Source organism: Micromonospora sp. WMMA1998, from assembly GCF_027497375.1.
In the GTDB taxonomy this organism is placed as follows: domain Bacteria; phylum Actinomycetota; class Actinomycetes; order Mycobacteriales; family Micromonosporaceae; genus Micromonospora; species Micromonospora sediminicola.
Window position 1 is genome coordinate 4,746,458 of the sequence record NZ_CP114911.1, and the last position, 15,152, is coordinate 4,761,609.

At 69.4% G+C, this 15,152-nt stretch carries 13 protein-coding genes and 3 pseudogenes; 9 read left to right on the forward strand and 7 right to left on the reverse strand.

The window, feature by feature from the left end:
- Window positions 1-111 precede the first annotated feature (111 nt).
- The 4 genes and pseudogenes from O7600_RS21905 to O7600_RS21920 form a co-directional block, all read right to left on the reverse strand.
- A pseudogene (locus tag O7600_RS21905) lies at window positions 112-825 on the reverse strand (MIP/aquaporin family protein); the annotation flags it as partial.
- A 51-nt stretch (window positions 826-876) separates the two neighbouring features.
- Window positions 877-1,542, reverse strand: coding sequence for an arsenate reductase ArsC (locus tag O7600_RS21910; RefSeq protein ID WP_348651350.1), 666 nt, complete (start codon window positions 1,540-1,542; stop codon window positions 877-879).
- Window positions 1,535-2,227: a helix-turn-helix domain-containing protein gene (locus O7600_RS21915; RefSeq protein WP_281590177.1), complete on the reverse strand. Its 693-nt coding sequence runs from the start codon at window positions 2,225-2,227 to the stop codon at window positions 1,535-1,537. Before O7600_RS21915 ends, O7600_RS21910 begins: the two co-directional genes overlap by 8 nt.
- Before the next feature lie 144 nt (window positions 2,228-2,371).
- Window positions 2,372-2,746: a metalloregulator ArsR/SmtB family transcription factor gene (locus O7600_RS21920; protein WP_281590179.1), complete on the reverse strand. Its 375-nt coding sequence runs from the start codon at window positions 2,744-2,746 to the stop codon at window positions 2,372-2,374.
- 216 nt (window positions 2,747-2,962) lie between these two features.
- Here O7600_RS21920 and O7600_RS21925 point away from each other — a divergent pair, with 216 nt between their 5' ends.
- Together O7600_RS21925 and O7600_RS21930 are read left to right on the forward strand one after the other, a co-directional pair.
- Window positions 2,963-4,381, forward strand: a complete 1,419-nt coding sequence (locus O7600_RS21925) for an FAD-dependent oxidoreductase (protein ID WP_281590181.1) — start codon at window positions 2,963-2,965, stop codon at window positions 4,379-4,381.
- Entirely contained in the window at window positions 4,381-5,640 is a 1,260-nt protein-coding gene (locus tag O7600_RS21930; protein ID WP_281590183.1) for an MFS transporter, read from the forward strand. Before O7600_RS21925 ends, O7600_RS21930 begins: the two co-directional genes overlap by 1 nt.
- Window positions 5,641-6,222: 582 nt before the next feature.
- Here the strand turns inward: O7600_RS21930 and O7600_RS21935 are convergent.
- Window positions 6,223-6,870 carry a nucleotidyl transferase AbiEii/AbiGii toxin family protein gene (locus O7600_RS21935; RefSeq protein ID WP_281590185.1) on the reverse strand — a complete coding sequence of 216 codons (648 nt, stop codon included), beginning with the start codon at window positions 6,868-6,870 and terminating at the stop codon, window positions 6,223-6,225.
- A 2-nt stretch (window positions 6,871-6,872) separates the two neighbouring features.
- Window positions 6,873-7,439, reverse strand: a complete 567-nt coding sequence (locus O7600_RS21940) for a hypothetical protein (RefSeq protein ID WP_281590187.1) — start codon at window positions 7,437-7,439, stop codon at window positions 6,873-6,875.
- Window positions 7,440-7,605: 166 nt separating this feature from the next.
- On the opposite strand from O7600_RS21940, the gene O7600_RS21945 reads away from it, so the two are divergent.
- From O7600_RS21945 to O7600_RS21960, 4 genes and pseudogenes are all read left to right on the forward strand, one after another.
- A complete protein-coding gene (locus O7600_RS21945) occupies window positions 7,606-8,235 on the forward strand; it encodes an RNA polymerase sigma factor (protein ID WP_281590189.1) in 630 nt (209 codons plus the stop codon).
- On the forward strand, window positions 8,232-9,023 hold the full coding sequence (locus tag O7600_RS21950; protein WP_281590191.1) for a hypothetical protein: 792 nt from the start codon (window positions 8,232-8,234) through the stop codon (window positions 9,021-9,023). The genes O7600_RS21945 and O7600_RS21950 overlap by 4 nt, the downstream gene beginning before the upstream one ends.
- A 363-nt stretch (window positions 9,024-9,386) precedes the next feature.
- A pseudogene (locus O7600_RS21955) lies at window positions 9,387-9,470 on the forward strand (hypothetical protein); the annotation flags it as partial.
- Between the two features lie 494 nt (window positions 9,471-9,964).
- Entirely contained in the window at window positions 9,965-10,852 is an 888-nt protein-coding gene (locus O7600_RS21960; protein ID WP_281590193.1) for a hypothetical protein, read from the forward strand.
- A gap of 112 nt (window positions 10,853-10,964) precedes the next feature.
- Here O7600_RS21960 and O7600_RS21965 read toward each other — a convergent pair whose 3' ends face one another.
- Window positions 10,965-12,515, reverse strand: coding sequence for a hypothetical protein (locus tag O7600_RS21965; protein WP_281590196.1), 1,551 nt, complete (start codon window positions 12,513-12,515; stop codon window positions 10,965-10,967).
- A 377-nt stretch (window positions 12,516-12,892) separates the two neighbouring features.
- Between O7600_RS21965 and O7600_RS21970 the strand changes: the two are divergent.
- The 3 genes and pseudogenes from O7600_RS21970 to O7600_RS21980 form a co-directional block, all read left to right on the forward strand.
- Window positions 12,893-13,342: pseudogene (locus tag O7600_RS21970) on the forward strand (transposase); the annotation flags it as partial.
- A 345-nt stretch (window positions 13,343-13,687) separates the two neighbouring features.
- A complete protein-coding gene (locus O7600_RS21975; protein WP_013289120.1) occupies window positions 13,688-13,981 on the forward strand; it encodes a transposase in 294 nt (97 codons plus the stop codon).
- A gap of 11 nt (window positions 13,982-13,992) precedes the next feature.
- Complete coding sequence (locus tag O7600_RS21980) at window positions 13,993-14,892, forward strand: IS3 family transposase (RefSeq protein WP_281590201.1); 900 nt, start codon at window positions 13,993-13,995, stop codon at window positions 14,890-14,892.
- The last annotated feature ends 260 nt before the right edge of the window (window positions 14,893-15,152 follow it).

Genomic DNA, 15,152 nt, shown 5'->3' on the forward strand with positions numbered 1-15,152 from the left:
CGCAGTAGCGGCCGCCGGCGCGCGGTGGGTCAGCCAGGCCCTGGTGCGGCCTGCGCGCTCTAGCGTGCTCCGGCTCGACAGTCACGGGCGGTGGTCCAGCGCCGAGCCACTGTCGGCGGGAACGACCACCTGGTCGGCGGCCTGCCCGGCGTCGGGGTACAGCGCGGCCAGGAGACCGACGCCGACGGCGAGTCCGACGAGCTGGGCGATGACGAACCCGGGAACCGAGGTTGGGGCGATGCCGGCGAAGGTGTCGGTGAACGCCCGGCCGATCGTCACGGCGGGGTTGGCGAACGACGTGGACGAGGTGAACCAGTAGGCGGCGCCGATGTACGCGCCGACGGCGGCGGGTGCGACGGGGGCGCGGCCGGAGCGGGCGAGGGCGAAGATCAGCAGGATCAGGCCGGCGGTGGCGACGACCTCACCGAGCCACAGGTGCCCGGCGGCGCGGTCCTTTCCGGAGAAGTCGACCGCGGCGAGGTCGAACATCAGGTTCGCCAGCACCGACCCGGCGATCGCGCCCAGCACCTGCGCCACCACGTAGCCGCCCAGGTCGCGGGCGGTCAGGCCGGTACCGGCGCGGCGGCCGAGGAACCAGTCGGCGGCGGACACGACCGGGTTGAAGTGCGCGCCGGAGATCGGCCCGAAGATCAGGATCAACGCGCCAAGGGCGAACGCGGTGGCGATCGAGTTCTCCAGCAGCTGCAGGCCCACATCGCCCGGGGAGAGGGTGGCGGCCATGATGCCGGAGCCGACCACGGCGGTGACCAGCAGGGCGGTGCCGGTGAACTCGGCCAGCAGGCGCCGCCACAGGGTGGGGGTCATCGGTCTGTTCTCTCCCATGGTGTCGCTGTCCACGATGGTCGGGCAGCTCGGTTATCGGGTGATGGGGACGACATGCAGGTCGTCGAGGAGCCGGCGAACCCGGCGTTCGATCTCGTCGCGGATGGGCCGCACGCCGGCGGTGTCGAGGCCAGCGGGGTCGTCGAGGTCCCAGTTCTCGTAGCGGGTGCCGGGGAAGACCGGGCAGGCGTCGCCGCAGCCCATGGTGATCACGACGTCGGCGGCGCGGACGACCTCGTCGGTCCAGGGCTTCGGGAACTCCTCGCTGATGTCGATGCCGCGTTCGGCCATCGCGGCGATGGCGGCGGGGTTGACCTCGATGCCCGGTTCGCTGCCGCCGGACCAGGCGACGGCCCGGTCGTCGGCGAGGTGGATGAAGAACCCGAGCGCCATCTGGGAGCGGCCGGCGTTGTGGGTGCACAGGAACAGCACCACGGGGCGGCCGTCGCGGTGGTGACCCTCGACCCGGGCCAGGGCCTGCAGGCGTTGGCGGGCGAAGCGTTCGGCGAGCAGCGGCAGATAGTGCGGGATGGTGCTGGGGGTGGCGAACTGGTCGTAACTGGAGTGCAGGAACCGCTCGATGGTCTCCGAGCCGTAGACGCCGGTGAACTCCTCGGCGAGGCGGATCGCCGCGGTGCGCAGGGCGACCTGCTGGTCGATGGAGACCTCGTCGTAGGGGTGAGGGCTGATGTCAGTCATGACGGTCTCCCGGGGTGGTGACGGCGGGGGCGACCCGGTCGACGCGGGCGGCGAGGTCGGCGAACGCGGCCTCGAACGCCTCGTCGGTGTCGACGCGAACCGGGTCGGGCACCGACCAGTGCAGGCGGGGGCGCACGGGCCCGGTGAGGTCTTCGTGGGCGTTGTCGCACACGGCGATGAGCAGGTCGTCGTCGCGGGCGACGTCGGTGACGTGGGCGGTGGCGGTGGGGTCCAGGCGCAGCCCGTGCCGGCCGGCGACGGCCACGGCGCGAGGATGCACCCGGGAGGCCGGTTGCGTTCCGGCGGACGCGGCCGGGCTGTGGGTGCGGTCCTGCCACAGCGCGGCGGCCAGTTGGGAGCGGGCGGAGTTGCGGGTGCAGACGAACACCACCCGGCCGACGCCGGTCAGCGGCGGCGGGGCGAGCGCGGGGAGGGCTTCCGGCCGCAGCCGCAGATAGGTGCGCCGCTTGTCGCCCTCGGAGCGGCCCTTGATCACCAGGCCGGCTTCGGTGAGGACCTTGACGTGGTGGGCGACGAGGTTGGTGGGCAGGTCCAGGGTGTGGGCGATCTCGCCAGGGGACGCGTCGCCCAGGGTGAGCGCATCCACGATCGCCAGCCGCGCCGGATCGCCGAGCGCGGCGTGGATCCGCGCCCGCCCTGCCAGAGAAAAAAGCTCAGTCTTCATTGACTCAATCGTAGCTGAGCTAATTGGGGCTGGCAAAGGGCGGCTCTCGAGACGAGGCCGTCTGGGTGCCGCGTGCGCGGCATCGGCCGACCGGAGAGTTTCGAACTTCCCCGCCCGAACACGCCCGCCAAGGCGGGTGCGTTGCTACGAGCCGGTGGGCTCGACGGAGAGCAGGGACGCCAACTGGCGCAGGACGCCCGGTCGAGGGCGGTAGTAGACCCAGGTGCCGCGCCGCTCGGCGTCGACCAGGCCGGCCTCACGCAGCGTGCGCAAGTGGTGGGAGATCGTCGGGCCGGTGAGGTCGAACGCCGGCGTGAGGTCGCAGACGCATGCCTCCCCGCCCTCGGCGGAGGCGATCATCGACATCAACTGCAGGCGTACGGGGTCGCCGAGCGCCTTGAACGCCGCCGCGAGGGCCCCGGCGGCCTCCGCGGGCAACCGCCGCTGCGCAAGCGGCGCACAGCAGGAGGTGGCCGCGTTCAGGTCGATGGCGACGAGCGGCACCGGCTGCTTAGACATTCTTCTAGGTTGACATCCTTCTAACCAACGTGCAACTGTCTGATTTGACAGACGTCTAGACAGGGTGAGGGCGGGGTGCAGGATCATGATGGCTGGGGGCGTGGTCCTGATCGAGCGCCGCAGCCCCACCATCACCTGACCCACGTCTGGCCTCGGATGCCCAGGGCCCTGTCCGCCTGTCTGATTCGACAGTTATCAACACAGAGGAGTTGCCTGATGAGCACCCTGGACACCCTTCCGGTCGTGGTGATCGGTGCCGGCCCCGTCGGCCTGGCCGCCGCCGCCCACCTGCACGAGCGCGGCCTGCCCTTCCTCGTCCTCGAAGCCGGCGACACCGCGGGCGCGGCGGTACGCCAGTGGGGCCACGTGCGGGTGTTCTCCCCGTGGCGGTACGACATCGACCCCGCCGCCCGGCGACTGCTCGACGACGCCGGCTGGGTCGCCCCCGACCTCGACGCTCTGCCCACCGGCGCCGAACTGGCCGCCGACTACCTCCAGCCGCTCGCCGAGCTGCCGCAGCTCAAGCCGTACCTGCGTCACGGCGCCCGGGTCGAGGCGATCAGCCGGCTCGGCCTGGACCGGCTGCGTACCGCCGGCCGTGACACCACACCGTTCCTCGTCCGTCTCACCGACGGCGAGGAGGTGCTCGCCCGCGCGGTGATCGACGCCTCCGGCACCTGGGGCACCCCGAACGTCCTCGGCGCCTCCGGCCTGCCCGCCCGCGGCGAGGCCGACGCCGCCGCGTACCTGGAACACGCCCTCCCGGACGTGCTCGGCGCCGATCGCGACCGCTTCGCCGGCCGCCACACCCTCGTCGTCGGCGCCGGCCACTCCGCCGCCAACACCCTGCTCTCCCTGGCCGACCTCGCCGCCGAGCACCCGGGCACCGAGGTGACCTGGGCGATTCGCACCGCCTCGCCGGCGCGCACCTATGGCGGCGGCGACGCCGACGCCCTCCCCGCCCGCGGCGCGCTCGGCTCCCGGCTGCGCGCCCACGTCGACGCCGGCCGGATCCGACTGCTCACCGGCTTCTCCGTCCACGCCCTCATCCCCACCGGCGACCGGGTGACCGTCGTGGTGCGCCACGGCGACGGCACCGAGGAATCGGTCACCGCGGACCGCATCGTCGCCGCCACCGGCTTCCGCCCCGACCACGCCATCGCCGCCGAACTGCGCCTGGACCTCGACCCGGTCATGGGCGCCACCCGCGCCCTCGCCCCGCTCATCGACCCCAACGAGCACTCCTGCGGCACTGTGCCCCCGCACGGTGTGGACGAACTTGCCCACCCCGAGTTCGGCTACTACGCCGTCGGCATGAAGAGCTACGGCCGCGCGCCGACGTTCCTCATGGCCACCGGCTACGAGCAGGTCCGCTCCGTCGTCGCCGCCCTCGCGGGCGACTGGACCGCCGCCCGCGACGTCCAGCTCGACCTGCCCGAGACCGGCGTGTGCAACAGCAACCCCGACGACTCCGCCACCGGCGACAGCTGCTGCGGACCCGCGCCGGCCGCCGAACCGGTGGGACGCGGGCTGGCCACCGGCATCACCGGCGGGCTGCTCGCCGCCCCGCTGAACCTCGTCAGCCTCGACGCCGCACCCGCCGACACGCAGGCCGGTGGCTGCTGCGGCAGCTGATGCCCACCACCATGACGGTGCCCGCCGACCTCACCGTCGGCGGGCACCACGGTTGGCGGATCGCCGCCGCCCTCGCCGTCACCTCCACCATCGGCTACGGCACCCTCTACTACGCCTACCCGGTGCTGCTCACGCCGATGGCCGCCAGCATTGGCGCGTCCACCACCGCCGTCACCGGCGCGCTCACCGCTTCCGTGCTCACCGGCGCCCTCATGGCCATTCCCGTCGGCCGGTGGCTCGACCACCACGGCGGTCGCGCGCTCATGACCGCCGGCTCGATCACCGCTACCGCGCTGCTGATCGCCTGGTCCCAGGTGCAGACCATCGGTCAGCTCTACGCCGTCATGATCGGCATCGGGATTGCCGGTGCGATGGTGCTCTACGAACCCGCCTTCGCCGTCATCGTCTCCTGGTTCACCCCCGACCGGCGCGCCACCGCCCTGCTCGCGGTCACGATCGTGGCCGGGTTCGCCAGCACCATCTTCATGCCACTGACCGGCCTGCTGACCGCGCACCTCGGCTGGCGCGGCGCTCTGCTCGCCCTCGCCGCCATCCACGGCGCGGTGACCATCCCGCTGCACGCGATGGCCGTCCGCCAGCCCCGACCGGCAGGCACCGCACCGGCCGACCCGGCCCGACGCGAGCAGCCCGGACGACGGGCTGTCGCCCACGCCGCGATGCGCGACACCCGCTTCTGGCTCCTCACCGCGACCTTCACCGCCCACGGCCTCGCCACCAGCACCATGACCGTGCACCTCAACGGCTACCTGATCAGCCGCGGGCACCCCGCCACCTTCGCCGCCACCGCCGCCGGCCTGCTCGGCGTCCTGTCCGTCACCGGCAGGCTCGTCCTCACCGCCGCCCGCCGACGCCTGCGCGTGAGCACCGTCGTGGCCGTCGTATACGCCACCCAGGCCGCCGCCGTGCTCGCCATGCCCCTGCTCGCCGCCACCCGCACCGGCGCGATCATCAGCGTGATCGGCTTCGGAATCGGCTTCGGCATCACCAGCCTCGCCATCCCCGCCCTGCTCACCGACCGGTACGGGACCATCGCGTACGCCACCATCGCCGGGCGCCTCGCCGCTCCCGTCACCACCGCCAAAGCCACCGGCCCTCTCGCCGCCGCGGCGCTTCTGTACACCAGCGACGGCTACGCACCCCTGCTCGTCGGCGTGGCCACCTGCTGTGCGCTCGCCGCCATCGGCGTCACCACCCGAACGAAGGTCCCCGCACCGAAGCCCTCCACCAGACACTCCTGACCCCACCACCAACAGCTCCGCAAGGCGCTCGGACTGTCTCGCGCATCGGGTCCGAGGCACTGGCGACGGCGGCACGCCGGCGTCGACCGGATCACCGCCCTGCTCCAACGGGGTCATGTCAAGAACGCCGTTCAGCTCGCCGAAGCGATGGTCACCGCCGCACGGCAGCAGACCGTCACCGTCACCCTGCCCGGCATGGGGTGGAAAGAGCCACCGCCAAGCAACTCTCGCCCTCGCACGACGACGCGTCGACGTCCTCTGGGCGCTCGTACACGACCGCAGGACCTTCGGCCGACCAGCGGTAGCCGTCCGCGCCGCAGCCTGAACCAGCCCGCTACCCACCGACGCGAACCCCGTCGCGCCGGCCACTTCACCCTGCCCACCAAGATCACCCGGAGTCGCATGGAGACTCCTTACCCGACGCTCCGCCGGTCTCCGCAGGCCGACGACCTGCGGCTTTATATCTTCTGCCGTCGCGTGCCTGTCACTCCGCGGGCTTGCTGCGATCGCTTGTTGAAGATCAGCTGGAACTTCTTCGTCCTCCGGGTGCAGGCTCAACGCTGCCGCGAGTCAGGAGCCGAATCACCCTTCCTCGGCGTCGAGCAGATCGCGGCGCCACTGCGCGAATCGGCTACGGAGATTGTCCAGCGCTGGGCCGGTGACGCCGTACTGGGCGAAGTCGTCGGGGTCGAGCTGGGCGGCTTGTCCAAGCGCGTCGGCGAAGATGCGCGGGTCGAAACCGCGGTCGGCGCGCTGCGCGAGGGCTAGGAGGGCTTCGCAGGTGTAGCGACCGGATCGGAGCGCGGCGTCGATGTCGATGAAGTCACGGGCGAACGCCCGCCCGTAGAGGGCGCTCATCTTGTTCGCGACCGCGTCGTCGGGGTGCAGTACCGGTCCGATCGCCATGAGGATCGGTTCGTTGGCGCGCCAGTCCACGCCGAGTTCGACCTTGGAAACCCGCACTCCGTCGGTTACGGCCAGTCGGGCGAAGGTGTCGTACTGGCGCTCGGTCTCGACGGTCAGGCCGTCGTCTCGGTAGGTGTGCACGACGGCGGTGACCGCGGCGGTGAACTCGTTGCGGCGGTCCCAGGCGGTGAACAGGTCGACGTCCTCGCTGGGTCGCTCCAGGAGTCCGGCGGCCTGGACCGCGTAACCGCCGGCCAGCGCGAAGCCGTATCGATGGGCCGCGCCGAGCCCGGTCCGGGCGAGGCGTTCGTGGAAGGGGTCCACCGCTATGCCGCGTCGCTGCGGGTCGCGGCGAGTTCGGGGAAGGCTGCCTCCCAGCGCTGGCGGAGCTGGGGTGGCAGCCAGAGGGTGGGCCAGAGCCGCCGGAGGAAGTCGGCATCGAGCCAGGTGTTCAGATCCTCGGCCGTGCTGGCCTCGGTGAGCACCACCTTGTACATGCTGGCCAGGCGTGCGGGCCGGTTCAGGTCGTACTCGGCGTGCCCGGACCAGTCGAGGTGACGCGGAAGCGTCACCGTGCCGCCGGTCGGGCCATGCAGTGCGGCGAGGGTTTCGGCCACCACGTAGTGCTTCCGGTCGCCATAGGGCTGATAGTCCGCCGGCGGCTGGGGTGGCGTCCTGCGCCGGCTGAGGTTGGTCGCCCGCCGGACTTCCGGTCGTAGCGCCTGACGGATCGTCTCCCGGCTGTACCCCGTGACCCGCTGCAGATCCACCGGCCGCCACCCGGCCGCATGAAACGCCCGCAGCTGCTCGTCCCGCTCGGTCAACGCCTGCGCCCGCGTCGCCTCGTACCGGGAGACAACCGCGTGCAGCTCATCCTCGGAGAACCGAACCATGCCCGTCAGCCTACTACGCTAGGCCAAGCATGCTTGGCTCCTTGCGGCACCCTCGTTGTCGGTGTCATGAACCTGAGCCGGCTGTGGCGAGCATGCTGCACTGGGCTGGTTCAGATGTAGGGCTACCGGAAGTGGAACCTGACAGGCGCAACGGTCATAGGAGAGTGTGAGCGAGACGGCGGACATGATCCGGGCCGACGACGGCGAGCTGTGGCAGAGAGCGCGCCACGGGGAGGCCGAGTGCTTCGGTGTGCTCTTTGACCGGCACGGCGGGGCCGTCCGGGCGTTCTGCGCCCGCCGGACCGGCTCGATCGACGCTGCCGATGATCTGGTCTCCACCGTGTTCCTGGAGGCGTGGCGTCGGCGGGGTGAGGTCGAGCTGGTCGACGGCAATGCGCTGCCGTGGTTGTACGGGATCGCTCGCCGGACGATTCAGCATCGCTGGCGGACCGCGGTGCGGCATCGACGGGCGCTGGAACGGCTGGCTCCCGCTTCGGCCACGCCCGACCACGCCGAGGAGGTCGCCGGACGGCTCGATGACGAGCGACACCTCGCCCGGTTGCGGGCGGCCCTCGAGCGACTGAGGCCGCCCGACCGCGACGTGTTGCTGCTCTGTGTCTGGCAGGGCCTCACCTATGCCGAGGCGGCAGTAGCGCTCGGCGTACCGGTGGGCACCGTCCGATCACGATTGTCGCGGGCCCGGTCCCGGCTTGACGCCGAGACAGGCTCAATCGGCATTGTCGATCCCGCGACCTGCCCAGTCGCCACCCCCACACAGCGACAGGAGATGTCATGACTGAGCTGCGATCCCGCCTGGACCCACAGCGCCACACCGACGTCCGGCGAATGCTGGTTGCTCAGGCCTCGCGTGGGGCTGCGCCGATTCGGAACCGGCGTATCGCCATAGCCGGTGGCCTCACTGTCCTGACCGCGGCAGTCGGCTTCATCGCACTCGCGGTCGACCCCGAGCCACCGCAGCAGAACTATGCCGCTTGGACGCCCGTCCCGCAGGCCGCTCCACCACTGACCGCTTCGGATGAAGACATCGAGGGCTGGGCTTCGAAATGCAGCGACCTCGGCGTCGGCGGGGTGGGCGTCGGAGGTGTCCCGGCGCGCCGAGAGGCGGCGGACCGACGGGAGGTGCTGGTCGATCGACGCGGCGGTTTCACCTTCTGCGTCGATGTCTCCATGGGTAGCGGCACCTCCAGGGACCCTTTGATCGCCCTGTCCGGCCTGAAGGCCGACGGGCGCAATGGGCTCAACCTCATGGCGGCCACCGTTACCGACAAACCGTTCACCATGCCGCAAGACAGTGCCGTGCTGGTGCTCGGCGGCGTTTTGCAGCAGCCGTCAGAGGGCGGCATTCAAGCCTTTCAGATGTTCGGCCTGAGCGGTGCCGCGGTGACTGGCGTCGACGTGGTACTGGCGAATGGACTTCGAGTGAGCGCCACGCTGAGGAACGGCATCTGGGGTGTGTGGTGGCCCAGCGATCGTGGCAAGTTCGCCGGCAGCAAGCTGCACGTACGCACTGCCACCGGCTTCACGCTCGTCGACCCGTCTACCGTCCGGCTACCGATCCAATAACCGGAGATGTGCGAACTTTTGGACCGGCTCGGTCCTGGTTCAGTCGTCACTCGCGGGTCAGCCCCGGTGGCAGTGCGTCCTCGTCGGGTCGGACCTGGCAGGCATTGGCCACGGGATCGCGTTGGAGGGTGTGGATCACGGGTGTCGGACCGCCGACGCAGGTCCAGGTGTCGTCCCAGAGCGCGGAGACCAGCCATGACCGGTTGGCGGGGAAGAACAGGTCCGGCAGCGCGCCGTGCGGGTGGCGGATATGACCACCGGTGCGCCAGGTGAGGGCCTGCTCGGGGCCGGCCTCGAACAGAACTACGGCCAGTTCCAGTAGAGGAACACCCTCGGGGCGGGAGGGAAGCGGCTCACGCCGGCCTGGCGCCCGTTTCCCGCGACTCCGGCACTGTTTCCGGGAACCATCGGCCTGCCCGCCGATACCACCGGAGACTGCGCCACATTCCGTGGATGGCCGCGTTCACCGCAGCCAGAGAATGCCCCATCTCCCGCGCCTACTACGAGAAGGAACGCGCCGAAGGCAAGAACCACCGTCAAGCCATCCTCGCCCTCGCGCGACGACGCGTCGACGTCCTCTGGGCACTCATCCGCGACCCGCAAGACCTTCAGTCGACCGGCACCAGCGATCCGCGCCGCCGCCTGAATCAGCACGTTCTCCACCGACGCGAGCCCACTGCGCCGGCCACTCCACCCTGCCCGCCAAGATCAACTGGAGTCACATGGAGACTCGGGGTGTGGTCCTGGGCTGGGAGAACGGCGCTCCGGGGAACGTGGGTGAACGTGGGCCACTCCCTGCCACCCCAGGTGAACCCCCAGGTCGCTAGACTGGGCGCTCGCGCCCTCGTAGCTCAGGGGATAGAGCATCGGTTTCCTAAGACGACGCTCTATTTGTACCCATTGGCTTGCTACCTGCGCGTTCCTTTTCTGTTTGCACGTGGGTGTACCGGCAGTCGGACCACGCACCGTCCGAACGCGTCCGCATCCTGGCCGTCGAGCCGAAGAAGACCAGCGCCCGCCTCGAGATCAGATTCCTCGACGACCCCGACGATCGGGTGGAGAAGGCCCCAGGGTCGCGGCTGCGGGTGCCGTGGAGCGAGGTCGGGACCTTCGACGCGCTGATGGCGAACTGGCAACGCATCGACGATCTGAGCCTCGATAGCACCGAGGAGGCCTGCGTCGAGGAGATCTTCGGCCTCTTGATCAGCGATGACGTAGCCGAAGTGCTCTGGTCCCCGGTGTCATGCGCCACCGACATCCACGACAGGGTCCGGCTGAGCGAGATCATCGGCGGCCCGATCGACGACATCCTCGCCTCGGCTGAATGGTTCGACCACGACGGCCGGACCACCCTGTCACCGGCCGGCACCCTCCAACTGGCCGAGGCCGCGTGCCGTGCCCATCCGACCCAGGTCCTCGACCTCGTCATCGAACAGGAAGCCCAGTCCCGCCACAAATGCAAGTTCGGCGATGAGCACCGCGTCGGCCGCGACAACCGGTCGACGACACCGGAATGGGAGTACGACTGGTACCGCCGCCACGATCGGCCCCGTCACGAACTACTACGCCAGTGGTGCGGCCACCGGGCAGTGACCCACCACGAACGGTTCCTCGCCGCCGAAGCCGAAACTCACCGCCTCGACATCCTGGTGACCGACCTCCTCAAGGCCCTGGACAATCTTGGCGAACACGAACAGGCCGCCCGCTTCGCCGAGGAACACGAACGCGACCGCATCACACCCCACACGATGCGTCCCGTCGTCGAACGTCCCCTACACCCCTCCGAGATACCCGTACGCGAGATCAAGGTCAGGAGCCGCTGGTGGTGAACCCTCTTGAAGGCGTTGCCCCAGCTGGCTTTGGTCGGACCACGGCATTGAGGCCAGGCCTAGACCACGGACGCCTCCGACGCCAGGCAGCCCTGTCGTGCCGCCCACGCACTCAGGAGTTCCACCTTCGCGGCTCCCACCCCTTCTGGTTGAGTCCGATGGCGTCTAGGACCACCTTCTGCCGCCCGAGCAGAAAATCGATGGCGTCGATCTTGAAGTCGACACCATCGACGGGCAGGTCGGGAGAGGTGAGCGTGTCGATGACATCGTTGAGCGAGGGGGGCTTGCCGTGGCTGGCCATGTACCGGAAGGACGTCGCGTAGATTTCGTCGAAGGGCAGTGGCCGCAGACAGAGCTGCTGCGGCGTGGCCACCGCCCACGTCCAGCTGATTTCGGGGAACGAGGGCCAGCCCTTGGGCATCTCCACGACGGCACTGCCGGATGTCAGCTCCGTGCGGAGGCGGTTGACTTGGGTGGCGGCTGAACTAACCCAGTCCTCGATCTTGGTGACTTCGGGAAGCGAGATGGCGTCGATAGGCCACTTGATCTCGAGACAGAGGCCTCGCCGCTGGCCCGGGTCCACCGCCACCACATCAAGGTCGCCAGCCGTTCGGCGGTCTTGACGCCGGGCTCGTATCCGGTCGGCCACAAGGACTCCAGGTATCTGACCGAGCCAGTCCTTCCACTTCACTGCCCGGTTTCCCTGCCGTTGACCGACGGGCCCGTACCGGCCGGGGTCGTACGCGGAACTACGCAGGATGATCGCGTCAATGACCCGAGGCGTGATGAGCGGCGGGCACACGATGATGGTGTCCTCGAGCTTTGCCAGCGGTGATACGCGGCAGGAGCGGCCGCTAGCGTAGGTGAGACGTTCGATGATGGCGTCGATGCATGCTGTCGAAACCGTTGGAAGCAGCTCGGCCGTCATCTCCAGCAGCGTGGTCCGACGGAGGCTCGCCAGAGTCGTCTCGGTGCGCTTGAGCATGCGCGCCGCCGCCTCGCACAGTGAGGCGAATCCCATGACGACCGACAGCACATCAGCGACTTGGCCCACGGTCAGGCCGCCATCGAGTTGGAAGGAGTCGGGGAGGTTTCCCTCCGGCAGCGCGTGGCGGTAGGCGTCGACAGCCGTTTTTGCGCGTTGCGCCGCCGCGCAGAGGACATCCGCCGGGGGGAGTTCTCGGGATGCTCTTGGCCGGCTCCGGATCCACGCCCGTTCGACCGACGTGATTTCGGGAAGGTTAGCAGGGGCGATGGCGTGTTCGAGGAAGGCGTCGGCCGCCTCGACTGCGGGATTCCAGCGGTGTCGGATCCGGAAGGCCTCGCCACGACGGCGAACCTCGTAACCACCGGCCCTGAGGGTGCCGCGGAGGTTGTCGAGGCGGGTCGCTTCCAGGGCGGCGAGGCAGATATCCGCGGCCTCTACGTCTTCGCAGGGCCCTTGTCCCACGGGAATCTCGTGGTGCCACGTGATGATCTGGGCGAGGACGGACTCCCATGGCACATCGCTATCACGCGCTCGAGCAATCTCCATTGCACGGAGGCGAGTCGCATGCTGGAGCAGCGTGAGCAGCCGCTCCGGCGCGGACCGCCAGCCGGGAAGATCGCGCGCCGCCTGTCGACGGCTGTCGATGAGGCTCTGGAGCTCGTCGTCTGGTCTCACGTCGTCATCCCGAGTCTCCCCGTCCTCTCGCTCCTGTCGAATTGGCCTTGTCGATTGTTCAGCATTGGCCGAGCCGTGGCGACCCCCCAACGCCAGTGCTGCGGCTTCGCCGAGCCACAGTCCGATGCGCCATCAAGGGCGCCGGCCGGGCTTGAGGTCAGAGTCGGTACAGGATGCCACCATTGCCGAGCCAGGTTGTCGATGCCGACTGGTCAACTTGCCGGGCGACCGGATCCGTCAGGAGGAACGAGTCGCACTGGGTCCCGGACCTGTTCATGCGCTCGGTTCTCGTTCCGGTGCGTTCCGGTGCGTTCCGGTGTTAACGCCGGCTGAACTTTCGGGTGCGGCGGAGGGTTGCGTCCACGGAAGTGGTGCGGATGGGCGCGCTGACGGTGAAGGTCCGCGAGCACGGGCGGACCGTCGACGTCGACGCGCTGATCGCCGTCGGGGTCAACGCCGACGGTCAACGCGAGGTGTTGGGCCTGGACGTCGCCTCCGAAGAGGCTGGGGCCGGCTGGTTGGCGATCCAGCGGTCGCTGACCGCCCGCGGTCTGTCCGGAGCCCGTCTGGTCATCTCCGACGCCCACGCCGGCCTCGTGGCTGCCATCCGTGCGGCCCTGCCCGGGACGCCGTGGCAGCGGTGCAGGATCCACTACCTGCTCAACCTGTTGACGAAGGTCCCCAAGGCGGCACAGCCGTGGATCGCGACCCAGGTCCGCACGATCTTCGACCAGCCCGACGCCGACGCCGTCCGGGCCCAGTTCCGGCTGGTCGTGGCCACGATCGAGGCGAGGTCCCCCGCCGCCGAGCACCTCGATGCCACCCGAACGGGCCCGATTCGGCCTGCACCAGCCCAGGTCTGCCGGAATCAGCGGCATCGGACGTCCCGTAGCAACGCCTCGAGTGAGCGTGCCGAGCTGGGCAAGAGGGCCAACGCGGTTGGTCGCGGTCACGGCTGCGGGGAGAAGTCCGAACCAACATCGCGCCGCCAACCCGACACCTCGTCCCGCGACGCCCGAACAGCCACTCGCCGATGGTTGCGTGATGGCATCGCCGAGCCTTGGCTCCAGCCAGATCCCCTCAGCCAGCAAGGGACGTATGAGCGTGTGAAGTGACCCCCTGAGACCGGACACCTCCTGACTTGGCATCCTGCCGAGGAGGAGGAAACCGCTGTGGCTCGACAGAGCAAGTACCCCGAGGAGTTCCGCCGCCAGGCCGCGGCGTTGGTGCTCGACTCCGGTCGCACGATCCGTGACGTGGGTCGGGAGTTGGGCGTCAACCACGAGACGTTGCGCAACTGGGTCGACCGGATGCGGCAGGAACGTGACGGCGGCCGGCCCAGCGACTTGGCCGCGGATGAGCGGGCTGAGCTGGTGCGGTTGCGGCGTCAGGTCGCGCAGCTGGAGCTGGAGAAGGAGATCCTGAAAAAAGCCGCCGTCTTCTTCGCACGCGAGACGGAGCGGTGAACCGTGCCGACGTGTACCGGTTCATCGACGCGGAGAAGACCTCCTACCCGGTCCGTCTGCTCTGCCGGCTGCTCGGCGTCGGTCACAGCGCCTTCTACCAGTGGCTCCGAGCCGGCCGGCACCATGCCGCCGACCGGCATCGCCAGGACCAGCATCGGGTCGAGGTGACCCGGCAGGCGTGGTCGGAGCATCGAGGCGTCTACGGCGCCCGCCGGCTCACCGCCGAGCTCCATGACCGCGGCCACCGGTGGAACCGCAAAGCGGTAGCGAGACTCATGCGCCTGGCCGGCATTGAGGGCGCCCACCGCCGGCGACGCGGCAAGCCCCGCCGCAAGGCCGCAGCCACCGCGACCGCGCCGGACCTGGTCCAGCGCCAGTTCACGGCGACCGCCCCGAACAGGTTGTGGGTCGCGGACATCTCCTACCTGCGCACCTGGGAAGGCTTCCTCTACCTCGCCGTCGTGGTCGACACCTACTCCCGCCGCGTCGTCGGGTGGGCGATGGCCGACCACCTGCGCACCGAACTGATCCTCGACGCGGTCGGCATGGCCATCCAGCACCGCCGACCCGCCCGCGACCAGCTCATCCACCACTCGGATCGCGGAAGCCAGTACACCTCGTTCGAGTTCGGCCGCACCCTACGCTCCTGCGGCGTCCTGGCCTCCATGGGCTCGGTCGCCGACTGCTACGACAACGCCATGGCCGAGACGTTCTTCGCCACCCTTAAAACCGAACTGGTCTACACCCGCGCCTGGCCCAGCCGTCACGAGTTGGAGATGGAGGTCTTCTCCTACATCGAAGGCTTCTACAACCCTCGCCGCCGACACAGCCGTCTAGGTAACGTCAGCCCCGACACCTACGAGAAGATCCACCAAGAGCCCCTGACAGACATCGAGGTGTCCGGCCGATAGGGGTCACTTCACGTGGTCCTTGACGGACGCTCTCGTCGAACCGGTGAACATGATGATCTCTGAGTCGTTTACGATTGGCCGTCCCAGAGTCGACCAGCGGTTCGGACCTGGGGCGCAGGACCGAGGACAGCGATATCTGGGGGAGCACAGCGGGTGAGCAGCAGGTCGTCCTGATGTCCACTGCGACGGAATTCTTGCTTTAACGAGCGTGTCTGTGTTCTCCTGGTCGTGGTTGATGTCACGCGTACGAAGGGTTGTGC

Excerpts from the sequence above, each read along its gene's own strand:
- O7600_RS21910 (WP_348651350.1), bottom strand. The coding sequence starts at position 1,542 with ATGACTGACATCAGCCCTCACCCCTACGACGAGGTCTCCATCGACCAG.
- O7600_RS21915 (WP_281590177.1), bottom strand. The coding sequence starts at position 2,227 with ATGAAGACTGAGCTTTTTTCTCTGGCAGGGCGGGCGCGGATCCACGCC.
- O7600_RS21920 (WP_281590179.1), bottom strand. The coding sequence starts at position 2,746 with ATGTCTAAGCAGCCGGTGCCGCTCGTCGCCATCGACCTGAACGCGGCC.
- O7600_RS21925 (WP_281590181.1), top strand. The coding sequence starts at position 2,963 with ATGAGCACCCTGGACACCCTTCCGGTCGTGGTGATCGGTGCCGGCCCC.
- O7600_RS21930 (WP_281590183.1), top strand. The coding sequence starts at position 4,381 with ATGCCCACCACCATGACGGTGCCCGCCGACCTCACCGTCGGCGGGCAC.
- O7600_RS21940 (WP_281590187.1), bottom strand. The coding sequence starts at position 7,439 with ATGGTTCGGTTCTCCGAGGATGAGCTGCACGCGGTTGTCTCCCGGTAC.
- O7600_RS21950 (WP_281590191.1), top strand. The coding sequence starts at position 8,232 with ATGACTGAGCTGCGATCCCGCCTGGACCCACAGCGCCACACCGACGTC.